General features: G+C 63.7%; 14 protein-coding genes and 1 pseudogene. 5 read left to right on the top strand and 10 right to left on the bottom strand.

All coding sequences use genetic code 11. From position 1 onward, the window contains the following. Window positions 1-21: 21 nt before the first annotated feature. The gene (locus tag HNP02_RS36945; RefSeq protein ID WP_184445627.1) at window positions 22-840 is read left to right on the top strand and encodes a DUF5336 domain-containing protein; all 819 of its coding nucleotides are present in this window, start codon (window positions 22-24) and stop codon (window positions 838-840) included. A gap of 54 nt (window positions 841-894) precedes the next feature. On the opposite strand, the gene HNP02_RS36940 is transcribed toward HNP02_RS36945, so the two are convergent. Beyond that, window positions 895-1938 carry a MinD/ParA family protein gene (locus tag HNP02_RS36940; RefSeq protein ID WP_184445626.1) on the bottom strand — a complete coding sequence of 348 codons (1044 nt, stop codon included), beginning with the start codon at window positions 1936-1938 and terminating at the stop codon, window positions 895-897. Between the two features lie 42 nt (window positions 1939-1980). Next, window positions 1981-3795 (bottom strand): type VII secretion AAA-ATPase EccA, encoded by a 1815-nt coding sequence (eccA, locus tag HNP02_RS36935; RefSeq protein WP_184445625.1) that lies wholly within the window; start codon window positions 3793-3795, stop codon window positions 1981-1983. A gap of 160 nt (window positions 3796-3955) precedes the next feature. Here eccA and HNP02_RS36930 point away from each other — a divergent pair, with 160 nt between their 5' ends. Then, window positions 3956-4276, top strand: a complete 321-nt coding sequence (locus tag HNP02_RS36930) for a hypothetical protein (protein WP_184445624.1) — start codon at window positions 3956-3958, stop codon at window positions 4274-4276. Beyond that, the gene (locus HNP02_RS36925; protein ID WP_184445623.1) at window positions 4273-4629 is read left to right on the top strand and encodes a YbaB/EbfC family nucleoid-associated protein; all 357 of its coding nucleotides are present in this window, start codon (window positions 4273-4275) and stop codon (window positions 4627-4629) included. Before HNP02_RS36930 ends, HNP02_RS36925 begins: the two co-directional genes overlap by 4 nt. Before the next feature lie 111 nt (window positions 4630-4740). Here the strand turns inward: HNP02_RS36925 and HNP02_RS36920 are convergent, their stop codons facing one another. The 6 genes from HNP02_RS36920 to HNP02_RS36895 all read right to left on the bottom strand — a co-directional run bounded on the left by HNP02_RS36920 (window position 4741) and on the right by HNP02_RS36895 (window position 11109). Then, complete coding sequence (locus HNP02_RS36920) at window positions 4741-5997, bottom strand: cytochrome P450 (RefSeq protein WP_184445622.1); 1257 nt, start codon at window positions 5995-5997, stop codon at window positions 4741-4743. Window positions 5998-6052: 55 nt separating this feature from the next. After that, window positions 6053-6970: a hypothetical protein gene (locus HNP02_RS36915; protein ID WP_184445621.1), complete on the bottom strand. Its 918-nt coding sequence runs from the start codon at window positions 6968-6970 to the stop codon at window positions 6053-6055. Window positions 6971-7081: 111 nt separating this feature from the next. Next, window positions 7082-8008, bottom strand: coding sequence for a LysR substrate-binding domain-containing protein (locus HNP02_RS36910; RefSeq protein ID WP_184445620.1), 927 nt, complete (start codon window positions 8006-8008; stop codon window positions 7082-7084). Window positions 8009-8567: 559 nt separating this feature from the next. Further along, the gene (locus HNP02_RS36905) at window positions 8568-9374 is read right to left on the bottom strand and encodes a helix-turn-helix domain-containing protein (RefSeq protein WP_255507411.1); all 807 of its coding nucleotides are present in this window, start codon (window positions 9372-9374) and stop codon (window positions 8568-8570) included. A gap of 88 nt (window positions 9375-9462) precedes the next feature. Further along, window positions 9463-10461 (bottom strand): amidohydrolase family protein, encoded by a 999-nt coding sequence (locus HNP02_RS36900; protein ID WP_255507410.1) that lies wholly within the window; start codon window positions 10459-10461, stop codon window positions 9463-9465. Between the two features lie 240 nt (window positions 10462-10701). Further along, window positions 10702-11109 (bottom strand): helix-turn-helix domain-containing protein, encoded by a 408-nt coding sequence (locus tag HNP02_RS36895; RefSeq protein ID WP_184445617.1) that lies wholly within the window; start codon window positions 11107-11109, stop codon window positions 10702-10704. Between the two features lie 259 nt (window positions 11110-11368). On the opposite strand from HNP02_RS36895, the gene HNP02_RS36885 reads away from it, so the two are divergent. Then, window positions 11369-12877 carry a GMC family oxidoreductase gene (locus HNP02_RS36885; RefSeq protein ID WP_184445615.1) on the top strand — a complete coding sequence of 503 codons (1509 nt, stop codon included), beginning with the start codon at window positions 11369-11371 and terminating at the stop codon, window positions 12875-12877. A gap of 121 nt (window positions 12878-12998) precedes the next feature. On the opposite strand, the pseudogene HNP02_RS36880 reads toward HNP02_RS36885, so the two are convergent. Next, window positions 12999-13471: pseudogene (locus HNP02_RS36880) on the bottom strand (hypothetical protein); the annotation flags it as partial. A 248-nt stretch (window positions 13472-13719) separates the two neighbouring features. After that, the gene (locus tag HNP02_RS36875) at window positions 13720-14313 is read right to left on the bottom strand and encodes a TetR/AcrR family transcriptional regulator (protein WP_184445613.1); all 594 of its coding nucleotides are present in this window, start codon (window positions 14311-14313) and stop codon (window positions 13720-13722) included. A gap of 83 nt (window positions 14314-14396) precedes the next feature. Here HNP02_RS36875 and HNP02_RS36870 point away from each other — a divergent pair, with 83 nt between their 5' ends. After that, complete coding sequence (locus HNP02_RS36870; protein WP_184445612.1) at window positions 14397-15125, top strand: SDR family oxidoreductase; 729 nt, start codon at window positions 14397-14399, stop codon at window positions 15123-15125. Window positions 15126-15268: the final 143 nt, after the last annotated feature.

Raw genomic sequence — 15268 nt, 5'->3', positions numbered from 1 at the left:
CCACCACCATCAGGAGCGGCCATGACTAACACACCTGCGTACTCCGGGTACGGCGTTCCCGCCGGTGGTGTTGTCCAGGATTCATTGGCAGCCAACGAATCCAATGTCGAAGCACGCTGGCTACGTCGTTCGCTGTGGACGGTCGTCGCTGTCCTCGGCGTGGCGATCTTCGCGGTGAGCTTCGGTTCGCCCGATGTGCCCGCGTTCCCGGCGCGGCTCGCCGTGCTTGCAGCCATCGTCGCCGCGGTGTGCCTGCTACCCGGACAGGGTCGACGCGGTTGGATAATCGTCACGCTGACGCTTGCAGGCTTCCTGGATGCGCTGAGCGCCTGGATCAGGGCCGCCGATCCCAGTTGGGCGCTGACGGTCATCATGGTGTTGAGTGCGCTGCAGTCCGTCGCCGCGATTGGCGCACTGTTGCACGAGGCCAGGATGCTAAGACCGGCTGATTCCAGTGATTCGCAAGGCTATTCGCCGTACCTTCAGATGGCGGAGGCCTACCAGGCAGCGTATCGGGCATATGCCGCCCACTACCAGCAAACCGTACCATCGCAGCACTACGCAACCGGGCAGGGCACGGCGCAAGCAGGGGTTGGGGCAACAGCTTCGGCGCACACCGTGGATGGAGGCACGGCCGCGGGGCAGGAATCGTTTGCCGTGCTGCAGGCGAGATACGAAAGGTTTAGCGAGAACCCCTCGCCACCTCAGCAGCCGCCCGGCTCGACCGAGGGACTGTCACCAGTCCCAGTAGCCGATACCGCGCCCGGCGTGAATCGCGTTGTCCAGCAATGTCAACCATATCGGGCCGAACCCGGGAGCTCCGCGGGGGCATCGGGCTGAGGGGATGGTGCGCTCGTCGCGCGCTGACGCGCCTGGCCGCAGATGACCCGTATCTCAAGCTTTGGTGCGATTCGGGCGACCGAATGCATCTGCCATCGAAGCAGCCAGATTCATGTACTGCCGGCGCGTCAGGGGGTTCATCAGCTCCAGCGCTACCTCACCGCCTTCGGCGAGGTGACGATCGTAGGAGATGGTGAAGACCGACCGCACTCGAGACCGAAAGTGGTGGGTCAGCTGGTCGAGGTTGATTGGCATGTCCCCTGGCCGAGGCGAACTCAACACCACAGTCGCGTCGGGTACCAACCCGGAGTAGCCGTGGTGCAACAGCCAGTCGAGCGTCGCCAACGCGCTGCGGGCCGAGTCGACCGCTGGCGAGGCAACGACGACCAGGGCGTCGGTCGTCTCGAGAACGCCTTGCATCGCCGAATGCGTCAAACCGGTGCCACAGTCGGCGAGGATGATGTTGTAGAAACGGTCCAGAATCTTGTGCACGGCACGATAGTCGCGCTCCGAGAACGCCTCCGATACCTCGGGATCTCGTTCGGAGGACAGGAATTCCAAACGGCTGGAACTCTGCGAGGTATGCCTGCGGATGTCGGAGTAGCGCAGGATATCTCCGTCGGAAAGAAGATCGCGCACCGTCGAACGGGTTTGATTGGGACCGCGCTGGGCCAACGTTCCGAAGTCGGGATTGGCATCGACGGCGATGACTCGATCGCCCCTCAGCGACGCGAACGTCGTGCCCAAACCGACGGTGGTCGTGGTCTTTCCGACGCCGCCCTTGATCGACAAGACTGCGATGCTGTAAGACCCTCGCACGGGTTGGTTGACGCGGTCGGCCAACGCCTGCGCGCTCGCTTCAGCCGCCGAGACACCCGGATTCACCGACCCGCCCGTCGCGCGGTGTACCAACTTTCGCCAGCCTCGCTGGGGAGTTGCCTTCACCGGTGGCACTAGGCCGAGTTGGCTCGCGGTCGGTGCCGAAGAGTGTTGCTGCCCGGCCGGCACGTCGGGCTGGTTGGCGGTGAAGTTCGTGCCGATGGGGCCGGCGATCTCACCCGTCGAGTTGGCGCCGCCGAGTCGGTCACGGTAGGTCATGGTTTCTCCCGGGGACGGGAATGAATTGAGGCGCCACGGGACTCAATCCAGACTCAGGGTTTGCAGGATGCTGTTCAAGGCTGCCTTCATATCGTTGAGCTCGATGTTCATCAAGGCTGCCTCGTCGAGGCCTTGCAAGGTGGCTCCCTGCTCCTCGGTGAGACGGTAGGCGCGTTCCTCCTCCGCGGCTTCGATGACGTTGCGCACGAAGCGGCCGTTACCGGCTAGATCGATGACCTTGCGGACCTGGCCGTCGTTGTCGGCGGATTCCATGGCGCACAGTCTGGTACACACGGAGACCAACTCCTCGTGAGCGGCCGAGGACAATTCGGAGTCCCGTGATTTGGCCATCATCCTGCCGATGTCGCCCAGCTCGGTGGGGGTGTAGGACGGAAATCGGATGCGTTTGGTGAACCGCGACGACAGCCCATCGTTGGAGGCCAGGAAACGGTCGATCTCCGCGTCGTACCCGGCGATGATCACCACCAGGCGGTCACGGTCGTTTTCCATCCGCGCGAGCAACGTGTCGACAGCCTCGCGTCCGAACGCGTCGCCGCCGGAAAGACCAGTCTGGACCAGCGTGTATGCCTCATCGATGAACAGCACCCCCCCCATGGCGGTATCGATCAGTGCGCTGGTCTTGATGGCCGTGCTTCCGAGATGCTGGCCGACGAAATCTTGCCGCTTGGCCTCGACGACCTTCAGGGATTCCAAAAGCCCAAGGCCACAATAGGTCTGCGCCACGACTCGTGCGATCGTCGTCTTGCCCGTTCCGGGTGGACCGGTGAACGCTAGGTGGAGGCTTCGCGGCGCCGTGCTCAGCCCCTTGTCCTCACGCAATTTCGACAATCGCACCCCAGAGCGGAGTTTGGTCACCTGCATTTTGACGCCAGCCAACCCGACCTGGCGGTCCAATTGCTCTTGCGCGGCACGCAGGTGCGTGTTGCTGCGTTCAGTCATGCTTTCCGCGTCGAGGTCGGCCATCGTCGGAGCGCTGGCCGGATCCCACTTATTGGTGCGGGAGTCGATCACTTCCTTGGTGGTGACGACGAGCCGGAACTTGGGGTCCTGCAGGGCGGCGTAGTTGGCCTCGAATCCGGGTTCTTCGCTGTAGGTGCGCTCAAAGATCTTGCGGGCTTCCGGCTCATTGCCCATCTCCCGCAGGGTGAGGCCCTTGCAGAATTCAGCGGCCCGGCGAGCGGCCGGTATTGGACCTTGAATCGCCTGGTCGAGACGGCGAATTCCTTCGCCGAACAGTCCCATCTGCGCGCACGCCGAGCCGACCATGAGGTGGGCTCCCGCCGACAGATATTCGTCGGCAAACGATGCCGAAGTAGCCAGTGCAGTAAGCACATCCGGCCAGCGTTGGGTATTGAAATGCAGGACGCCCAGCACGTAGGCGCAGATCTCATCGCTAGCTTCGTCGCCGCGCGCGGCCACTCGCATCGCCGCGAGTCCATCCAGTGTCAGCCAGGCCTCGTCGTAGTCTTTGCCCTGAATCATGCTAGAGGCATACGCCAGCTTGATCTCGGTCAGAGTACTTAGTGTGTAGTCGAGGTAGAGTCCAGTCTCGAAGCGGGCAGTCAGTGCGCGCGCTGGCAGACCCAACCGTCGCTGCTCACGACCTAATGACTTGCTCGTGCGGTGCAGGTGGTGAATGACCTCGGCCGTGCTCTCGCCTGCAACTGCGCGACCAAGCCACGCGTCGCACATGTCAGGGTCGTGCTCGGTTGCTCGCCTGAATGCCAGTGCTGCGTACTCGATGTCGCGGTCAACTTCCAGGCCGTCGACTGGAATGCCTAGCGACAGCACGCCGGCATCGAAGACACGCTGCGCATCCCTGCTTCCATCACTCATCTGCGGCCACCAAACTTCCTATCACTTCGACCCGTTTTCGCAAATAGCTGACACGGGTATCGCCGGCGTCCGGACAGTGACTGATTCCGGGTCTCCCACGATTATACTAAGTTGTTGGAGCACAGATCATTTCGGTGCCCTGGGTGGGAGGAGGACTACCATGGACGGGTCATTGCGCTCGCCAGAGCGCGGGATCGAGGTCCGGGCTTCCGAACGTGGGCTACCGATCGCGTTGAAGTTGGAGCGGCGTGCGCTATCCACCGCGCCAACGCAGTTGGCCCGCGACATCCTGCTGTTGTGTCAGCTGTGCGCCAAGCGCATGCAGGTTGCGCGACGTCGCGATCTAGTTGCTCGCGGTTTCAGTCCCGCTGAGTTCCGCGGGATGAACCTGAGCACTGAGGAAGAGCTCGCCGGCGCCGAGGCAGTGTTATCCGGCAACGATTCGGACGCCGCGCCCGAGACCTGGATGAAGCCAATATGACCGGTGGGCTGGCGGATTCGCTGATCACGCGCATCGTTGCCCAGCGTGACCTGGTTCAGGCGATGAACGAGCATTGCAAATCGATATCGGCCCGCGTGACGAGTCCGGACGGATCGGTGAGTGTCGAAGTGGACGGGCTCGGGGCGATGACGGGTCTGTGGTTGGGCGAGTTCGCCTACCGCAACGGTGTTGACGCACTTGCCAAACTGATCGTCGAAACCGCCCAAGCGGCGGCGAAGGTAGCGCTGGAACGCCAGAACTACCTGCTCAAGGAGTTCACCGAGCGGCTGGGGCGGCTTCAGACCGCACCGCTGTCCCGCCGCGACGGCAGCACCTTCCACCCGGATCAATAGGTCTGGCCCACGACAACTGATGGACCACATTCCACACCGGGCGCGACATGGCGCGGCGAGACATCTGCAGCGCCATGACCTCCCGCGCCGTCGGCTACCCGATGGGTCCAGTCACGCCGGGGACCCCAGTCGGACCGGGCGGGTGCGCCAACCCCTGGCGACGATGGCTTCGGTCTTGCGGACGGCCGGCTGGGCGCCCGCGGTCAAGCCGGGGTAACGCTGGAGAAGCTTGGAGAAGACGATCTCGCCTTCCATGCGTGCCAGCGGTGCGCCGAGACAGAAATGGATGCCGTGGACGAAGCTGAGATGCGGGTTGGTATCCCGATTGATTCGGAAGGTGCCCGCATTCGGGAAGATGCGGGGATCGCGGTTGGCGGAGCTGAGGAGTCCCCAGCACAGTTGGCCCGGTTCGAGTTGATGGCCTCCCATGGTGGTCGATTTGGTCACTCTGCGGGGTACCAGATGAAACGGCGGGTCGAGGCGCAGCATCTCTTCAATCGCTGCGCCTACTAGCCCTGGGTCCTCGCGCAGGCGTTGCTGCGCCCGCGGGTTCTCGATGAGCATCGTCATGCCGCTGCCGATGAGGTTGGCCATAGTCTCGTTGCCAGCAGCCAGTAGCAACGCCAGTTGGGCGACTGCCTTCGAGACCGTCAGTGGCCCATCGTCTTCTACTGACGCGGTGGCCACCAGCGTGATGAGGTCGCCAGCGGGGTGCACTCTGCGGTGCTCGACTAGGTCCTCGAGGTATTCGAATAGTGCGAGGCTCTCCGAGACGATCCGATCGCGCTCGTCGCCGGCGATGCGGGGGTTGAAGGTACCGACGAAAGCGTCAGTCCAGACGCGGAAGCGTGCCGTGTCCTCGGGCGGTATGCCGAGCATCGCCGCGATCACCTGAATCGGTACGCGAGGGGCGAAGTCGGCCATGACGTCTATGTCGGCGCCCGGGTTGACTTCCTCGAGCAGTTCGTCGGTGATCTGGGCGATCATCTGCGGCCAGCGCGTCAGCGCGCGGGGAGTGAAAGCGCCCCGCAGGAGCGAGCGGATCTGCGTATGAGCCGGGGGATCGGTCAGCATGAACTGCTGTAGGAAAATGGCCATGAACCGCTCGTGTTCGCCTTCGGGTACCCCGTGCACGTTCTCGATGAGACTCGAATAGAAATCGCTGGAAAAGACTTCGGGATCGGTGTAGATCGAGCGGACATCGTCGTAACGCGTGCACAGCCAGCCGCCGAGTTCCTCGGCCCAGTGCACGCCGTCATTGACTTCGCGCAGCTCGTCATATAGTGGATACGGGTCCTGGACGTTCCCGTGGGTGAGAGCCGAGATCAGTTCGGCCGGAGTACCGGTGCGGTGGATTTCGGCAGTCAATTCGTCGGTTCCTTCTAGTTTTCGTGCGTGGTTCGGCGGTTCGTTGCTGGCTGGGTCAGCAGGCGCACCTGATCGCGAAGTCGCGCTCGTTGCCGACGAGATTGTCGCGGTGTAGGGCGTTGTTTGTTAGTACGGTGCCCTGGATCTCGTTATCGATGCGGTAGATGTCGACGACTAAGTCTTCCCAGTCGCGAAGGCCGCTTTCATCCCAGGTGAAGGGCAGCCGCGGCAACTGCCACGCCGCGTTTTTGGTTGTGCGAGCACCTGTTTGGATTGCCTCGCGAATGACATCCCGCTGCTCGTCGGTAACGTTGGGTCGTCCTCCGGGGCAGCCGAGGGGGAAGTCGAGGAATGTCGCGCGTGGCGGCTTGACCGATCGAGCCTGCTTGTACAGCGTCGTCAGGCTGGTCGTGGGCAGGCCCCGCCGCTCGATCGCCCGGGCGACCACACCGGCCGCCACATGGCATTGAGGACAGTACGGTAGCACCAGCAGCAGGTCCACGCCGAGCTGCCGGCATTCGTCGACGATGGCCGGCGCCATGATGGTGGCCAGTTCGTCGAACATGCTGATGGAGCCGACAATGGAGATCGCCCTGTCTGCGTATCGACCGATCACACCGGCCCGCTCGAGGTCAATCATGGTGTCCCGCGGGTACGCGACATTCGGATCGGCGAGTGCGAAGGCGCGAATTGGAGTCCGGTGTGCAAATAACACTTCAGACAGGTCACGCTCGCGTGGCAGCATCCGGACGGACAGATCGTTGTGACGCCCCATAGGCGGTTGATCGGGATAGTAGGCGCCGCTGGTCACGAGCAATCCGACGGTCGCATTCTCAGGTGCGACGGTCAACTCGGCGAGTTGCGGGTCGTCGAAGACAGGGATGTCGGGTTCACCGATGTTCAAAACCGCTGCTGCAACCCTGCTTTCCCAGTCGAAGTACGGTTCATGATGCGATTCGGAGGCGGTGTTCATCTCGCTAGCTTTCGGTCGTCGTGCGTGTCATCGCCCACGCTAGGGCGCGATTTGGTTTGCAGCCAGATGCCGTGGTCGATGGGTCTCATCGATGCGATCGATGATGATCGGTCAGACGGTGGCAGCGAGGGAGGCGATGCGGTCTCGCAGCCAGCGGTGCGCTGGATCGCGGTGCAAGGCGGGGTGCCAGTACATCTGTTGAAGGATTGGCTCAATGGAGAGGGTCGTGCGCAGGGGCCGCAGTTCCCGTCGAAGATGCGGCTGCTGCAGGAGGCGTTGCTGTACAAAGCCAAAGGACTGTGTGCCGGGGAGAAGTAGTGGGACCAGCGCAATACTGCGTGTCGTCAACATAACCCGCGGGGTGATACCCAACCTGGCCAGTGTTCGGTCGATGAGTGCGGGTCCGCAGCTCTCGTCGCAAGACGCGATGTACGAAAGCCGCTGCAGTGCAGATTCATCCAGTGTGTCCCCGACCTCGTGGTTGTTGGTCCATACCACTGGGACGTAGTGTTCGGTGAACAATTCGAGACGCTGGAGGTGTGAGGTTCGCGAGGTCATGGTCCGCTGTGGAACGATGGCCATGTCGATCTGAATCCGATCCACCGCGGTCGGCGTCGACACCGTGTCGACCGGCACTACGTCGACAGCGATGCCGGGAGAGTCCCGCTCGAGTTGCTCCAGGAGCGGGCGCAGTAGGACGAGCGTGACGTAATCGCTAGCGGCGATGGTGAATGACCGGCTATCTAGCTTGGGATCGAAAGCCGGTGCGACCGTGAGCAACTGCTCGAGGCCGGCAAGAACGTTGTGCACCGGGTCGAGCAGTGCACGACCCATCGGAGTCAACTCCATGACGCGACCGTTGCGCACCAGCAGCGGGTCGTCGAACAGTCGCCGGAGTCGCGCCAGCGCCGAGCTCATCGCTGGCTGGCCGATCCCGAGAGTTTCGGCGGCGCGTGTCACATGCCGTTGGTCCAGCAACGCGGCTAGCGCGGGTACGAGGTTGAGGTCGGCGCGACGCAGAATGGTGGAGGCGTCCATGTCAGCTTCAACCAGTGGTAAGCCTGACGAATTCTGTCTCGGTGGGCGCGCGGGCCGAGGCAGAATTCGGGCCACCAAGGCCAACGACAGTGAACCGAGGCTCCTCTTTCTGGCAACTGCTCGATGATGCTCTTGACGGCATACGCTCACCGACGATCATCTTGGCCCCTGCTTTGGCAACACCACACGAACATCAACGCTCCTGGCTTGCGATAGCCGCAAGATCGGGGTCGTGACCTTCGCCACGCGGCGATCGCGTTGCAACCGCGGTCACCGCCTGGCATGACCGGACATCGGCTCGAATCGTCCGCACCCCGTGGTGGTCGCTAACACGACCACTCGCCAGCCCGGACGTGGCGAACGGTACTGTGCGGTCGCAACTGTCGAGTCGCACCGTTGCGGGGGAGCCGGCTAGAAGGTGGCGGAGACGGCGGGTTTCGGATTTGGCATTTGTGCCTGTTGTGTTCGGTAGTGGGGGTGGCTGCCGTTGAGGGCGGCTTTGATTTGGATGGCGAAGTGGCGGGAGTAGGGGCGGCAGCAGGCGAAGCGGCGCGAAACGCTACGCCGATGGCTGCGCGAGGCTAGAGAGCAGCCGCAGACTTTCTTCCGATGCAGATCCAGGTTCGGCCACGTAGGTGACGAGCATCTGGCGTCTACTGGGAAGGATGAAGGTGTGGTACTGCAACACCAGCCGGCCTACCTGCGGGTGGTCGAACAGCGCAGGACCGCTGGTCTTCTGCTGAACGTCCTGACGTGCCCATAGAGTGCGGAACCGCGGGCTGGCGATGCTCAGCTCGCCGACCAGCGCCTGCATATCGGGATCGTTATTACTGTCCTCGGCAAGCAGAAACCGCGCCCAAGACACCAGTGTCGCGGTGACCGCGTCCCAGTTTCCCACCCACTCACGCAGTTTGGGCTCCAGGAACACCGCCCGCAAGATGTTCACCTGTGGAGCAAAGTACGGCATCATGGCCTGGGCCAATGGGTTGGCAGCCAGAATCGTCATTCGGCGCCCCTGGACATACGCCGGAGTCAGCGGCCAACCTTCGATCAGCGTCAAGATGCCGGGATCGAGCCGGTCAGCAGTAACGCGCTTGCGGCGACCGGGCACGGGCCGCGCCACATTGCGCATGTACTGCACCGCATCGTCGTCGAGTTGCAGGGCCCGGGCGAGGCCTTCGAGTACCTGATCTGATGGTTGGCGTTCGCGGCCTTGTTCTAACCGCAGGTAGTACTCGGTGCTGATGCCGGCCAACATCGCGACTTCTTCGCGGCGCAGGCCGGCAACTCGCCGATATTCGCTCTGAGGCAAGCCGATATCAGCGGGCTTAACGAGGTCGCGCCGACTGCGAAGGAACGTCGCCAAACCATCTGGACTAGCCATAATGCCACGGTAACGCGGTCTCGTCGGATGAAGGTAGCCCTGCTGCTACTAGGACGAGACGCATGTGGCCCTATGAACTGATCCGCAACACCTTCTCGGCGTTGCGGTGGGCGATCGCGTTTCGTTGGTCATCGGTGAGTTCGGCCTGCTTGAGGAAGTCGGAGACGTTGTCACGGACGATGTAGGGGAAGTCCTCGGAGTAGATGATCCGCTCGGCGCCGATTTCGGCCAGAATGAACTTCAGTTGATTTTGGCTGTACATGCCCGACGGCGTCGCCCACACTTGCTCGCGGTAGTACTCGCTTGGTGTGCGGCCAAGGCGCGCGTTCCCGCCGATCAGCTCGTCGAGTCGGTCGAGCCAGCCCGCGACGAACTCGCCCCAATGACCGCTGAGGAGTTTCAGGCCCGGGTGACGATCCAACGCCCCCGACAGAATGATGCGCACAACGTGGATGCCGGCCTCGGCGTGCCAGCCGATCGCGGGTCCCGAGAACAGGAAATGCACCGCTGCCGGCCAATTGCCCGCGTAATAGGCCCTCGACACCGGGGCTTCCGGGGGTCCCGGGTGAACGTAGATGGGCAAGTCAACCGCTTCGGCTGCGGCCAGAACCGGATCGAACCGCTCGTCGTCGAGAAACAACCCACCGCAGCTTCCCATGATGAGGGTTCCCACGAAGCCCAGTTCGTTGACGCATCGCCTCATTTCGTCCGCTGCCGCGGCAGGGTCGTGCAATGGGATGGTCGCGAATCCCCGGAACCGGGTGGGATGTTCCGCAATCTGTTGTGCAAGAGAGTCGTTCACCCTTCGGCACAGCTCGATGGCTTCTGGGTGGTTCAGTCTGCTGGGACTGTTTGCGCCGTGTGACACCACCTGGATGTCGATTCCGACCCGATCCATGTGCGCCAATCGGTCTCCGCCTAGCCGCTCGGCAGAATCCTTGTCCGGCATGAAGTCCTGAAGGAATCTGTCGAAGCCTTCGTCGGGAACGACGGGCGCCCTGGCCAGTTCCAGGACCCGGGCAACGACCTCGGGTTGATGAAAATGCTCTTCAACGGTAATGACTCGCAACGAAATCCCTTCACGTCTCGGACAAATGTCAGACGCTCCCCGATGGTGCCCGCCGTTCTTACTACCCCGGGAGTGCCGTGCACGACAATGGTGGCGCCGCGACCAGGCGCTGACGGGCTCGCGATCCACCCGGCCAGCTCCCCCCATCGCGGCGGACGGGTGGGCCTGGCTACGTGACGACGGTATCGGAGGGCGTCGTCAAAACCGGAATCGCTGATCGAGCAACCCCGCACGTCGACGTCAACGAACTGATCGCCCGTCCGGGACGCCAAAGCACAGGCGCCGATGTCGGCACTCACGCGCGCTGAGCCCCACCCCCTCGGAAGTAGAATCGACGAAGTCAATGACCGCTTCGGCCCAATAGGCCATCTTCGCGCCGATGCGATAGCGATCCTCGTCGCGTTCCAGGAATCCCTCGGCGACCAGATTGGCCACCAACCGCTGCACTGTCGACGTCGGAAAGCCAGTGGCGTAGCGTAATTCGCTCAACGTCAGCACCGGCCTGGCCAGTGAGAAGGCATCGAGGATCCCGGAAATCTTGCTCAATACCAGCAGCGGTTTGATACCCGGTGAAAGCTGACGCGGGCGAGGTGAGGACGCCGCGGCGCCGACGTTGGTCGTCGCGGTTTCCTCAGAAGCATCCGCCATGATGCCGTCATCCTAGTCGCCGCACGGGTAGCGCGGCGCGGGCTTCGAGTAGGCCGTCTTCATCGCCGAACCAACGGTAGATCGTCCGTGGGTGAACGCCCGCAGCCGCGGCCACCGCCCCAGCATCCGAACCGCGGGCGGCGCTGTCCGTTCGGGAGTCTCAGCGATGTTTCCAATGATAACAATGTCACAGTACCGACGGAAGCGCTTGGTGTTTGCGTTTAAGTAGCTGTCACTAGAAGTATTGAGGAGTAACCGCATGTCAAGAGACTCGTATGACGTCATCGTCGTTGGCGCCGGAACCGCCGGTTCCGTGTTGGCAGCGAGGCTGTCCGTGGATGCCGACGTCCGTGTACTGGTGGTCGAGGCCGGGGCCGCGACGCAACCGCTGGCCAGCGCGAATCCACCGGAGTGGCAGACGCTGCTCCGCAGCCCGGCTGACCTAGGCCACCTCACCACCGTGCAGGCGGGTACGGGAACCGCCATCCATCTGGCCCGCGGTCGCGGTGTCGGAGGATCCTCGGCGATCAACGCGATGATGTTCGCGCGCGGGCATCGGGACAGTTATGCCGACTGGGACCAGTTCGGCGCGAAGGGATGGGCATTCGACGACCTTCTGCCGTACTTCAAACGCAGCGAGACGGCCGCTCACGGCGAACCCGCACTCCGAGGTGCGGACGGTCCGTTGGTGGTCGCACCGGCGAATCCGGTCAACGAAGTGCTCGCCGCCGCGCTGGTTGCTGCCGTTCAGTTGGGCCACCGCCGCGCCAAGGATGTCAGCGGCGGACTCGAGACCGGGTTCGCGCCTGCGGATCTGACCATCGCCGACGGAAAGCGTCAGAGCGCCGCGGACGCCTATCTGTTGCCTGCGCTGCTACGGCCCAACCTCGACTTGGTCGCCGATGCGGTGGTACATCGCGTCCTCGTCGACGCTGGACGCTGCACCGGGATCGAATACCACACCGGTGGTGGGGAAGTGGTCACCGCACGCGCGAGTGAAGTCATCGTCGCCGCTGGCGGCATCGGATCGCCGCATCTGCTGATGCTGTCGGGCATCGGACCCGGAGCAGAGCTTCACGCGGCCGGGGTCAGCGTCGTGCACGACTTGCCCGCGGTCGGGTCGAATCTGCAGGATCACCCGATGACCGGGGTCATCTACCGCGCCGCGAGGTCGGTCCCTGCGGCCCGGAACAACCACGGCGAGGTGATGGGAGTCCTCCGCACAGCCGCCAACAGCGGTGCACCAGACCTGCAGATCCTGTTCGTCGATTCCGCTGCGGTCATCGGACTCGACGTGCCGGACACCTATTTGATCGGCGTCTGCGCGCTGCAGCCACACAGCCGCGGCACCGTCCGGCTCGCCGGGCGCGGCCCCGAGTTGGCGCCGATCGTCGACCCGAACTTTCTCGGCGACGACCGCGACATGCACACCATGCTCGAGGGATTCAGGATCGCCCGCGAGATCGGCAATGCACCCGCGCTCGACTCGTGGCGAGCCGAGGAGTTCGCTCCGGGTCCTTCGGTCAACGACGAACAGTCGCTTCGCGGCTTCGTGCGCGCGACGACGGCGTCGTATTACCATCCGGTGGGGACTTGCGCGATGGGTGAGACCGACGAGTCCGTGGTGGACAGTGCGCTGCGTGTGCACGGCCTCGACGGGCTGCGGGTGGTGGACGCGTCGGTGATGCCCTCGCTGCCGTCGAACAACACGGTGGCCACCGTGTATGCCATCGCCGAACGCGGCGCCGAGCTGATCCGCCGAGGGTAACGGGCTTCCCGCCAGCGACCGCATCTGTACGTACGTGCACGGCGTGCCGGTGGACAGAGGCGGTCGCTTTCGGGGGTGCAACTAGCGCCAGGTACAGCGGCTGTCGGTCGGCGCTACCGTAGTCGGTCCCCGCCGCGACACCCTTGGGCGCCGCGGATCTGTCTGAGCCGACACGTAATTCGGTCAGCACGCGGTCGACCTCGGTCTGGCTGGCCGCGTCGGTCCGAGCCGGCAGCGCCTGCCGGTAGCGGCGACCAGTGCTCGGGCCGGTCCCGGAACGCCGCGAAGGTGAACGGCTTGAGGAGATATACACCATCTCCAGTTCACGTTCGGAGGTGACCGCATGATGTCGGGGCCGTCCGCAGTCCCCGGCAGGTCCGCCGCCGGCGCCATACCGTTCGCGTCGGGCAGCCCGGTGTCGAGCACCACTGGGTCGGCCGGCGCGTCACCTGCCTCCGCATCCGATGCGGCACGCATCGCGTCGCGGGCGATGTGCGCGACGGCTGCCACCGAAGCGCCCCGCAGCCGGCCGCGATATGTGCCGTGCGCCTCGGCGATCAGCGGCTCGTCCTCGGTGATCGGCACACTGATCACGATTTCACCGCCACCACCGACCCATAGGTCACATCAGCGGTCAACGTGCCCCGTGCCCCTTCACCACCTGGCCCACCACGCCAACCCCAGCCCGAAGTGGCCAGGGTCACCCTTCGTCGAATAACCCTGCCGCATAACCTTTACCGAACGTCGTCCCGGTGATCGTGGACACCACGGTCACGTTGTCGCTGGAATGCTCACGACATCGAAAGATGCAAGGCCAAACCGGAGCGATCCGGCCGGTCCGCTCATTGTCCGATACCACGAAAAAGGTTGTCCACCAATGCATCAACGAAGTCACGCGTCAGCGGCTGATCAGGCAGCAGCAGCCGGTGGTAGCAGGCGCCCCACAACTGATCCACCACCGTCTCTGGGTCCAGGCTCTCGCGCAGCTGCCCGCGTTCCTTCGCCCTTTCGATGGCAGCACAGGCCAATGCGCGGCGCGGCGACGAATACCGTTGCAGATATGCAGCCTTCAGCTCGGGATCGGACTGAGCCTGTCCGATCAGCTCGGCGATCAGCTGGCCCGCTGGGCTGTCACAGATCACGCGCAGGAAGGTGTTCATCTGCGCGCGCAGGTAGGCCTCGATGTCGCCAGAGTCCGCAAACGCGAGCTCGGGTGCGACTTTGTGGAAATAGCTGTCGAGCGCCAGTGCGCCCCTGGACGGCCACCACTTGTAGATCGTCATCTTGCTGGCACCGGAGCGGTTCGCGACCTTCTCGATCGTGAATGCACCCATTCCCTCGGCGAACAGCAGTTCGGCCGCGGCCTCGAGGATCTCCTCGCGCACCTCGGGGGCAGGCCGCCGCCCACGCCCGCGCCGGGGCCGATCTGTGGTCATGCACGTCCTCTCCGGGGAATATATGGACGAATCGTACATTTAGTGGTTATATGGACGCAACATACGCAATCAAGGAGACTGAGATGACTGACCGTGTTGCCATCGTCACCGGAGCCTCGGGCGGCATCGGCCACGCCGTCGCCGCCCGCCTAGCCCACGCGGGCATGGCCGTGGCCGTGCACTACGCGGATAACCGGGACCGAGCCAGGGCGGTCGCCGACGAGATCGTCGCCGCAGGGGGCCGCGCCATGGTGGTCGGCGCCGATGTCGCGGATGAAACCCAGGTCGCCGCCCTGTTCGATCAGGTCGAAGCGGAGTTCGGTGGTGTCGACGTGGTGGTCAACACCGCAGGCATCATGCTTCTCTCGCCGCTGGCCGAATTGAACCTCGACGACTTCGATCGGATGCACCGCACCAATGTGCGGGGCACGTTCGTCGTCAGCCAGCAGGCCGCAAAGCGGGTCCGAAGAGGCGGGGCCATCATTAACTTCTCGAGCTCGGTCACCAAGCTGGCGTTGACGACATATACGGCCTATGCGGCGACGAAGGGCGCCGTCGACGCGATGACCCTGATCCTGGCAAAGGAGTTGCGGGGCCGCGATGTGACCGTCAACGCCGTCGCGCCAGGGCCGACCGCTACACCGCTGTTCCTCGACGGAAAGCCGCAGCAGGCCATCGACAACCTGCGCAGCATGTCCCCGCTGGAGCGCCTGGGCGAGCCGGCCGACGTCGCCGAAACCGTCGCCTTTATCGCCGGACCCGCGCGCTGGATCAACGGCCAAGTCATCTATGCCAACGGAGGAGTGATCTGAGATGAGCACACCGAACGTCATTCGCCTGGATACCTGCCCTGCGCTGGCTCTGCTCAAGCCTCTGACCTCGCCTGACGGTGATGCGTGAAAGTCGCCAACGCGACTTGTATACGACCAGCGGGCCGCCTCAGCGTTGTTGGCAA

Origin of the sequence: Mycobacterium sp. AZCC_0083, from assembly GCF_014202335.1 — a bacterium.
GTDB lineage: Bacteria > Actinomycetota > Actinomycetes > Mycobacteriales > Mycobacteriaceae > Mycobacterium.
Note: the sequence above shows the minus strand (reverse complement) of the source record. Positions and strands in the feature narration are given on the sequence as shown.

Coding starts and splice junctions, on each gene's coding strand:
- HNP02_RS36885 (WP_184445615.1), top strand. CDS start 11,369: ATGTCAAGAGACTCGTATGACGTCATCGTCGTTGGCGCCGGAACCGCC.
- HNP02_RS36875 (WP_184445613.1), bottom strand. CDS start 14,313: ATGACCACAGATCGGCCCCGGCGCGGGCGTGGGCGGCGGCCTGCCCCC.
- HNP02_RS36915 (WP_184445621.1), bottom strand. CDS start 6,970: ATGAACACCGCCTCCGAATCGCATCATGAACCGTACTTCGACTGGGAA.
- HNP02_RS36895 (WP_184445617.1), bottom strand. CDS start 11,109: ATGGCGGATGCTTCTGAGGAAACCGCGACGACCAACGTCGGCGCCGCG.
- HNP02_RS36925 (WP_184445623.1), top strand. CDS start 4,273: ATGACCGGTGGGCTGGCGGATTCGCTGATCACGCGCATCGTTGCCCAG.
- HNP02_RS36945 (WP_184445627.1), top strand. CDS start 22: ATGACTAACACACCTGCGTACTCCGGGTACGGCGTTCCCGCCGGTGGT.
- HNP02_RS36870 (WP_184445612.1), top strand. CDS start 14,397: ATGACTGACCGTGTTGCCATCGTCACCGGAGCCTCGGGCGGCATCGGC.
- eccA (WP_184445625.1), bottom strand. CDS start 3,795: ATGAGTGATGGAAGCAGGGATGCGCAGCGTGTCTTCGATGCCGGCGTG.
- HNP02_RS36940 (WP_184445626.1), bottom strand. CDS start 1,938: ATGACCTACCGTGACCGACTCGGCGGCGCCAACTCGACGGGTGAGATC.
- HNP02_RS36910 (WP_184445620.1), bottom strand. CDS start 8,008: ATGGACGCCTCCACCATTCTGCGTCGCGCCGACCTCAACCTCGTACCC.
- HNP02_RS36930 (WP_184445624.1), top strand. CDS start 3,956: ATGGACGGGTCATTGCGCTCGCCAGAGCGCGGGATCGAGGTCCGGGCT.